The organism is Pseudobacter sp. (assembly GCF_051955275.1).
In the GTDB taxonomy this organism is placed as follows: domain Bacteria; phylum Bacteroidota; class Bacteroidia; order Chitinophagales; family Chitinophagaceae; genus Pseudobacter.
In genome coordinates this window covers 1-7537 of sequence record NZ_JBQCGW010000321.1, presented here as the reverse complement: position 1 = coordinate 7537, position 7537 = coordinate 1, and the positions used below count along the sequence as shown (strand labels likewise).

The 7537-nt window shown below is 47.8% G+C and carries 8 protein-coding genes and 1 pseudogene; 5 read left to right on the top strand and 4 right to left on the bottom strand.

Translation table 11 applies throughout. The features are described from left to right. From ACTHMC_RS28850 to ACTHMC_RS28840, 3 genes and pseudogenes are all read right to left on the bottom strand, one after another. A pseudogene (locus ACTHMC_RS28850) lies at positions 1 to 425 on the bottom strand (S41 family peptidase); the annotation flags it as partial. A gap of 10 nt (positions 426 to 435) precedes the next feature. Then, on the bottom strand, positions 436 to 1476 hold the full coding sequence (gene thiL / locus ACTHMC_RS28845; protein ID WP_440418547.1) for a thiamine-phosphate kinase: 1041 nt from the start codon (positions 1474 to 1476) through the stop codon (positions 436 to 438). 11 nt (positions 1477 to 1487) lie between these two features. Then, positions 1488 to 2264 (bottom strand): inositol monophosphatase family protein, encoded by a 777-nt coding sequence (locus ACTHMC_RS28840; RefSeq protein WP_440418546.1) that lies wholly within the window; start codon positions 2262 to 2264, stop codon positions 1488 to 1490. Between the two features lie 49 nt (positions 2265 to 2313). Between ACTHMC_RS28840 and ACTHMC_RS28835 the strand changes: the two genes are divergently transcribed. From ACTHMC_RS28835 to mtgA, 5 genes are read left to right on the top strand one after another with little or no spacing between them, the layout of a single operon-like run. Further along, entirely contained in the window at positions 2314 to 3477 is a 1164-nt protein-coding gene (locus ACTHMC_RS28835; protein WP_440418545.1) for a glycosyltransferase family 2 protein, read from the top strand. A 34-nt stretch (positions 3478 to 3511) separates the two neighbouring features. After that, on the top strand, positions 3512 to 5026 hold the full coding sequence (locus ACTHMC_RS28830; protein WP_440418544.1) for a GH3 family domain-containing protein: 1515 nt from the start codon (positions 3512 to 3514) through the stop codon (positions 5024 to 5026). Positions 5027 to 5072: 46 nt separating this feature from the next. After that, complete coding sequence (locus ACTHMC_RS28825; protein ID WP_440418543.1) at positions 5073 to 5726, top strand: LysE family translocator; 654 nt, start codon at positions 5073 to 5075, stop codon at positions 5724 to 5726. A 38-nt stretch (positions 5727 to 5764) separates the two neighbouring features. Next, the gene (locus ACTHMC_RS28820; RefSeq protein ID WP_440418542.1) at positions 5765 to 6349 is read left to right on the top strand and encodes a hypothetical protein; all 585 of its coding nucleotides are present in this window, start codon (positions 5765 to 5767) and stop codon (positions 6347 to 6349) included. 43 nt (positions 6350 to 6392) lie between these two features. Further along, positions 6393 to 7097 (top strand): monofunctional biosynthetic peptidoglycan transglycosylase, encoded by a 705-nt coding sequence (mtgA, locus tag ACTHMC_RS28815; RefSeq protein ID WP_440418541.1) that lies wholly within the window; start codon positions 6393 to 6395, stop codon positions 7095 to 7097. 10 nt (positions 7098 to 7107) lie between these two features. Here the strand turns inward: mtgA and ACTHMC_RS28810 are convergent. After that, a partial coding sequence (locus ACTHMC_RS28810; protein WP_440418540.1) for a hypothetical protein occupies positions 7108 to 7537 on the bottom strand: 430 nt, incomplete at its 5' end.

Below are 7537 nucleotides of genomic sequence, written 5' to 3'. Positions count from 1 at the left end.
TTCCGGTTGAGTGTGCCTACAACCGCGAGAGAATCCGGACCCCACACTTTAACAGTGAAGGGGAACATGGGAATGCGGACGGTATCCAGCCAGTTGTTATACCTTTTGGAATACCGCATGGAGGTATGTCCGCAGCGGATCTTTGACGTGATCACAGATAAAATATTGCGGAACTGCGGTTCGGTCATGGAGTCGTTGAGTTGCCGGAAACCATCATCGAAACTCTTGTCCATACTGTCTTTTGGCGTGAACCAGTATAAACTCGGATGGCTTTCTTCCAGGATATTCCGGAACAGGGTGAAATCCTGCTGAAGTTTAGCAGGAGCATATTTCCTGTCGGGGTTGAACGCCTTCCTGGAGGATGAGCAGGCAGTGAGGAAAAACACTGCTATGCCCAGCAACAAAACTGCCATCCTGTGTAGCATGCGTGTGCGTTTATTGACGGCCTTTGAAAGCATTCCATCCCTGTGCGGTGATATCGTGCAAATGGCCTCCTTTGGTAATGATCTTTGCGCCTTCTTCGGGTTCCGTCATGTAACCGATTACGCTGATCTGTTCATTTAGAACGAGTTTATCGTATTCAGATTGTGGGAGGGTGAATAGTAATTCATAATCCTCGCCGCCGCTGAGTGCGCAGGCTGTGGGATCGATCTCGAATTTGAAAGCGGCCCGTTTCATCTCCTCGGAGATCGGGATCTTCTCTTCATACAAACGTACGCCCAGTCCGCTCTGGGTGCAGAGGTGCAGGATCTCAGAGCTGAGGCCATCGCTCACATCTATCATGGAGGTGGGCTTGATCTCGTTTTGTTCAAGGAACTCTATGATATCCTTGCGGGCTTCGGGCTTCAGCAGTCGACCGATCACATAGGTTTCGTTCTCCAGGTCGGGCTGAACGCCGGGCGCTTCCAGAAAGATCTTTCTTTCTCTTTCCAGGAAAAGCAATCCAACATAGGCTGCTCCCAGGTCTCCGCTGCAGCAGACCAGATCGCCTTTCTGAGCCGTGCTTCTTTTTACGAACTGATCAGGAGTTACCTCACCGATAGCAGTAACCGAAATGATCAAACCTTTCCGGGAAGAGCAGGTATCTCCGCCTACGAGGTCAACTTTGTATTTTTCGCAGGCAGCATAAACACCTTCATAGAATTCCTCAATGGCTTCCACGCTGATACGGTTGCTGAGGCCCAGGCTGATGGTGATCTGTGTGGGAGTGGCATTCATCGCATATACATCGCTTAGGTTCACCACCACGGATTTGTAGCCAAGATGTTTCAGCGGTGTATACATCAGGTCGAAGTGTACTCCTTCGATCAGCATATCTGTAGTAACAACGGTCTGTTTACCGAAATGATCGATGACGGCGGCATCGTCACCCACACCAAGAACGGTGGAGGCATTATGGATCTCGATATTTTTGGTCAGGTGTTGGATGAGACCGAACTCGCCCAATTCTGCTAATTCATTACGTTCTTCACTCATTTCAATAGATTTTAGATCTGATCATTGATCCATTTCAACAGCTCATCGTGGATCTTTCCATTGGTGGCCACGATCTGTGGCTGATGGGGGCTGTAGTAAGCACCGGTAAAATCTGTGACTTTTCCACCTGCTTCTTCCACGATCAGGAAACCGGCTGCGCTGTCCCATGCCTGGAGCTTGTGCTCATAGAAACCATCGAATCTTCCGGCGGCAACCCAGCAGAGGTCCATAGCTGCGGAACCCAGGCGGCGAACGGGAATACCGGCCCGGATGAAACGGCCGAATGCTTCCAGCGGCCCATTTGGCTGATTCAGGTATGTATAGGGAAAACCGGTAACCAAACAGGATTTCAACACTTCGCTTTCCATGCTCACGTGGATCTGCTCTCCGTTGAGGATGGCACCACTGCCGGCTTCGGCAAAATAGAATTCTTTGAGGAATGGATTGTACACAGCCCCCAGGATCATTTTACCGTTCTTCTCCAGTCCGATGGAAACGCAGCAGATGGGAATTCCATGCGCATAATTGATGGTACCATCAATGGGGTCGATGATCCATTTGTACTCACTGTCCATCACTATTTCCCCGGTTTCTTCACTGAGGATGAAATGATCCGGAAAAGCGGCCCGGATACTGTCCAGTATTGCCTTTTCAGAGGCATGGTCAGCTTCGGTAACCAGGTTATTGATACCTTCTTTATGGCTTATTTGCAGGTTTTTGCTCTGGAAATAATGCTGTAACACTGCGGCCCCCGCTTCGGTGGCATTCAGTAAGGTTTCTTTTAACATGCGGCAAAGATAAGTTCTTGTTGAGGATTCTGGCTATTTTCGTGCCATCATGCGATTGTCTGTCATCATCGTCAACTACAACGTAAAGTACTTCCTGGAGCAGTGCCTCTGCTCTGTAATGAAGGCTATTACCCCATTGGGTGAGGGACAGGTGGAAGTGATTGTTGTAGACAATCAGAGCACGGATGACAGCGTGGAATACCTTCGATCCAGATTCCCTTCTGTATTCTTTATTGAGAATCATGAGAACAGCGGATTCGGCCGCGCCAATAACCAGGGCGTTCAGTTGAGCCGCGGAGAATACATTCTCTTTCTGAATCCTGATACTATTGTTGCGGAAGACAGTTTTACCGAGTGCCTGGCCGAAATGCAGCGCCAGCCCGGACTGGGCGCCATTGGTGTGAGAATGGTGGATGGCGGCGGAAAATATTTACCCGAAAGTAAGAGGGGGTTTCCTACCCCCTGGGTGTCTTTCTGTAAATTAAGCGGCCTGACCAGGTTGTTCCCCGCTTCGCGGGTATTTGCCCGTTATTACCTGGGTCACCTGCCTGAAAAAGAAAACAACGAAGTGGAAGTACTGGCAGGCGCTTTCATGTTTGTGAGAAGAAAGGCGGTGGACCTCACCGGTGGATTTGATGAGCGCTTTTTCATGTATGCAGAAGATATCGATCTCAGTTTCCGGATAAGACAGGCCGGCTACCGTAATTTTTATTGTGCTTCAACGACTATTATACATTTTAAAGGAGAAAGTACGTTAAAGGATGTGCGGTATGTGAGGCAGTTCTATGAGGCAATGATCCTCTATGTGCGCAAACATTACCGGGGCATCGGCGCCTGGTTCTATGTTCAGCTGCTGAAAGCGATGATCGCCATACGCTCCCTGCTTCAATCCAAACCTGCACCCAAACAGGGATTGAACAGGGGACAGGAAATTGCGGTCACCGGAGATGCAGAAACTGTGAAGGCAATTGTTGACGGGCTGGGAGACCGCCAGATAACCAACGACCCGCAGCAGGCAGACGTATTGATATGTTGTGAGGGAGAAAAGTTCAGTTTCCGGCAGCTGATCGGGACCCTGGAAAAACTGGCTCCGGGTCAGCGGGCATTCGTGCACGGGAGCGGCACGGAATGCGCAGTGGGCAGTGCTTCCAAAGACAGACAGGGAGAGGTCATTCTCTTCAAATTGCTGTCAAAAATCCATTTATTACCTTAATTTTGAATTTGCCTGATCAAACAGGTTTCACCGAATGGCGCTAATTGATATTTCCTTACCCAGATCCATTGCAAGAGCTTTGCGATTGCCTGAGCGCTCTCCCAAGCGGCAACAGATCAGGGTATTAAAGAAACTGCTGAAGAAGGCCCGATTCACTGAATTCGGGCAGGCATACCGGTTTGACGAACTATTGCTGAGTAAACATGCAGGAAAAAAATTCCAGCAGCATGTTCCTGTTTTTGATTACAGTAAGATCTATGCCCAATGGTGGCAACAAACCCTGGATGGTAAACCCGATGTTTGCTGGCCAGGCAAGATCAAATTCTTCGCCCTCAGTTCCGGCACCTCAGAGGCCGCTTCCAAATATATTCCCATTACCAATGACCTGATGCGGGGTAACAAGATCGTAATGATCAAGCAACTGCTTTCCCTCCGCACCTATCATGATATTTCTGTAAGAAGTATTGGTAAAGGATGGCTCATGCTCGGAGGGAGTACTGACCTGCAGAAAGGACCTACTTATTATGCAGGGGACCTCAGCGGTATCACCGCTAAAAAAATGCCTTTCTGGTTCTCTCCGTTCTATAAACCCGGGAAAAAGATCGCCCGTACAAAAGACTGGGACAATAAGATCGAAGCCATCGTGGAAAATGCACCCAACTGGGATATCGGTTTTGTGGTGGGTGTACCTGCGTGGATCCAGATGTGTATGGAAAAGATCATCGAAAGGTATAATCTGAAAACCATTCATGATATCTGGCCCAACCTGGCCTTCTTTGTTCATGGCGGCGTAAGCTTCGAACCCTATAAAAAAGGATTTGAGAAACTGGTGGGCAAACCACTTACTTATATTGAAACCTACCTGGCATCAGAAGGTTTTATAGCTTACCAGGACAGACAATATGCAAAGGGCATGCGTCTGGCACTGAATGATCATATCTTCTTTGAGTTCATTCCTTTCAACGACGAGAACTTCGACGCGGAAGGCAATGTGGTGGAAAATCCTGAAGCACTCATGATCCATGAAGTGGAAGAAGGAAAGGATTATGCCATCCTGCTCAGCACTGCCGCTGGTGCATGGCGCTACCTGATTGGTGATACCGTTCGCTTTGTGGATACCGGGCGCAGCGAGATCATCATCACCGGACGGACCAAACACTTCCTCAGCCTGGTGGGAGAACACCTGAGTGTTGATAATATGAACAGGGCCATCAAACTGGTAAGCGACGAACTGAATATTCATATTCCTGAATACACGGTTGCCGGCGTTCCCCATGGATTGTTCTTTGCACACCAGTGGTATGTTGCCTGCGATGACCAGGTGGATGCCCAACTCCTCCGCGAAAAGATCGATGCCAAACTGAAAGAACTCAACGATGACTATGCCGTGGAAAGAGGCAGCGCATTGAAAGATGTTTTCCTCACCATCCTCCCGGAAAGCAGGTTCATGGAGTTCATGCACAGCAAAGGCAAGATCGGCGGACAGCATAAATTCCCCCGTGTTATGAAAGGGAAAATGCTGGAAGACTGGAAAGAGTTTGTGCAATAATTATGTAACTTGTCACTTTAAAACTTATTTCCTTTTATAATTACGCATGTGGCAGGCCATTATCAGCGGAGTGACATTAGGATGTATTCTTGCCTTGTCGGTGGGCCCGGTGATCTTTACGATTATCAAGCAAAGCCTGGTGAATGGCCATGTGGGCGGCTTCAGTTTTGTGGCAGGTGTATGGCTCAGTGATATTGTAATGGTGGTGGTGGCCAATGCATTTTCCGCACTGATGGCAGAGCTCACGGAATACACTACCGTAATCGCCTATTTTGGCTCGGCCTTTCTCCTGCTCATGGGAATTTTCTACCTCTTCTTTAAAAAAGTAGCGCTTCGGACAGACGCAGAAGGACAACTCATCAAATTCCGCAAACGCGAAATGATGAAAATTTTTGTCAGCGGATTCCTCATCAATACCCTCAATCCCAGCGTACTTCTTTTCTGGATCACCACTGCAACGGCCTTTGCAGCAAAATACACTTTCAATGAAAGGATCCTGCTTTTTTCCATCTGCATCGCCTTCAATATTGTGGCCGATGTGGCAAAAGTTTTGCTGGCTGGCAGGTTAGGGAACAAGCTCACCATCAATAATATTTCCATCATCAACAAGGTGACCGGTGTGATCCTGGTCGCATTCGGTGTAGTACTCCTGTATACCGCCATATTTGTGAAGGATGCATCAGTCTTAACAAATCATTAGTTGATAAACAGTTTCGGCTGTACTAACTTGTTGTCTGCATGAAACCATCTATACTTATCTTCTTTCTGCTCTCCATAACATGCGCTGCATTTTCGCAGGAATCTGATTTTATCATACTGAAGAAAAAAAACAACCGAACGGTAAAGACCTATGCGCCCGGTTCCTTCATGGCTGCGCGAATGAACAATGGTTTTGAGATCCACGGTTATATCACCATCATAAGAAACGACTCAGTATACCTGCGTCAGCAGGAGATCAAATTGTTCGGAACTGAATTCGGTTCCACACTGGATACATTATATTATGGCGTGGGATTCGATTACCGGCAGATACTCCATTATTATGTAAAGGATGGTGATCAGTATGGAAGGCCTACCGGCTTTTCCCAGATCACTATTCAAAAATTGATGGTTGCCGGTGGTGTTGGATTTATTCTGCTGGAAACATTCAATACTATCTACCGCAAAGAATCATTTTCCGATAACAACCGCCTGGTAAGTATGGGTATTGCCGCCGGAGTTGCGGCTGCAGGCTATTTCTGGCAAAAGGCAAAGGATAAAAAGGACAAAGGCCAGAATAAACTGAATGTGGTTTATGTGAAGGCCGGCTCCATACTGAAATAACTTCGACTGAATCATTATCTTGCAGCCCAAAGCTGCAAAAAGGATGGCAATACAAACCCGCGGTCTGGGGCTTAGAGTTTTACGGTTCCTCAAACGCCTGTTTATTTTCCTTTTCGTTTTCCAATTGTTCTACATCTTTCTGTTGAAATGGGTGGATCCTCCCATCACGCTCACTCAACTGGGAAGCTGGATCACTGGCAACGGACTGAAAAGAGATATGGTGGATATGAAGGAAATGAGCCCTTATGCAAAACTGGCGGTGATCTCCTCCGAAGATCAGCTCTATCCTGATCATAGCGGGTTCGACTGGAAGCATATAGAAAAAGCGATGGAATACAATAAACGCAAGCCCGGAAGGGTGCGCGGCGCCAGTACCATCAGCCAGCAGGTGGCCAAGAACGTTTTTCTCTGGCAGGGCAGAAGCTGGATCCGGAAAGGACTGGAAGTGTATTTCACTTTCATGATAGAAACCATCTGGGGCAAAAAGCGCATCCTTGAAGTATACCTCAACGTTGCGGAAATGGGCCCCGGTATCTTTGGCATCGAAGCTGCCGCACAGAATTATTTCAAGAAAACCGCCAAACAACTCACCCGGCAGGAAGCCGCCATGATCGCAGCATGCCTGCCCAATCCAAAGAAATATACCGTGAAACCGCTGAGTAATTATGTGGCCGGAAAATATCCCTGGGTAATGCGGCAGATGAATAACCTTCAAAACGATGCGGATATTCAAACCCTTATTCAGTAAGGGCTTTACCTCATTTTACATCAAACTCATAACTGGTTGAATTCAGCGAGTAACAGCCTGGAATGGATGTGCTGATACCGATCCTGGCAATATAATTATCAGGCTCCAAACTAACGGGCACATTTATACTAAGTTGCTGTGAAACCGTATCCACATCTTTCAATGAGAAGGGCACCCGGATATGGACCGGCTCTTTCCTGTCGGCAAAAAAGCTGACCACAAAGAATGCCTGGCCATCTTGCAGTTCTCTGTAAATGGGCAAATAATTCAGGGGAGACCTGATGCTGAAGGACCCGCTGAAGGATTGCTTATGCAAAACAGGGTCTTCCTTTGCTTCCACCATCACCCGGCTGAAGGCAAAGAACTTCTCCGAAGTGTAACTCGCCAGGGAGTCGGTATGCAGGATCGGCTTTTCAAATGCCTGGTCAAGATACGGATGG

What these genes read in the sequence shown, in the direction of transcription:
- ACTHMC_RS28820 (WP_440418542.1), top strand. Translation starts at nt 5,765, where the DNA reads ATGAAACCATCTATACTTATCTTCTTTCTGCTCTCCATAACATGCGCT.
- ACTHMC_RS28830 (WP_440418544.1), top strand. Translation starts at nt 3,512, where the DNA reads ATGGCGCTAATTGATATTTCCTTACCCAGATCCATTGCAAGAGCTTTG.
- ACTHMC_RS28825 (WP_440418543.1), top strand. Translation starts at nt 5,073, where the DNA reads ATGTGGCAGGCCATTATCAGCGGAGTGACATTAGGATGTATTCTTGCC.
- mtgA (WP_440418541.1), top strand. Translation starts at nt 6,393, where the DNA reads ATGGCAATACAAACCCGCGGTCTGGGGCTTAGAGTTTTACGGTTCCTC.
- thiL (WP_440418547.1), bottom strand. Translation starts at nt 1,476, where the DNA reads ATGAGTGAAGAACGTAATGAATTAGCAGAATTGGGCGAGTTCGGTCTC.
- ACTHMC_RS28840 (WP_440418546.1), bottom strand. Translation starts at nt 2,264, where the DNA reads ATGTTAAAAGAAACCTTACTGAATGCCACCGAAGCGGGGGCCGCAGTG.
- ACTHMC_RS28835 (WP_440418545.1), top strand. Translation starts at nt 2,314, where the DNA reads ATGCGATTGTCTGTCATCATCGTCAACTACAACGTAAAGTACTTCCTG.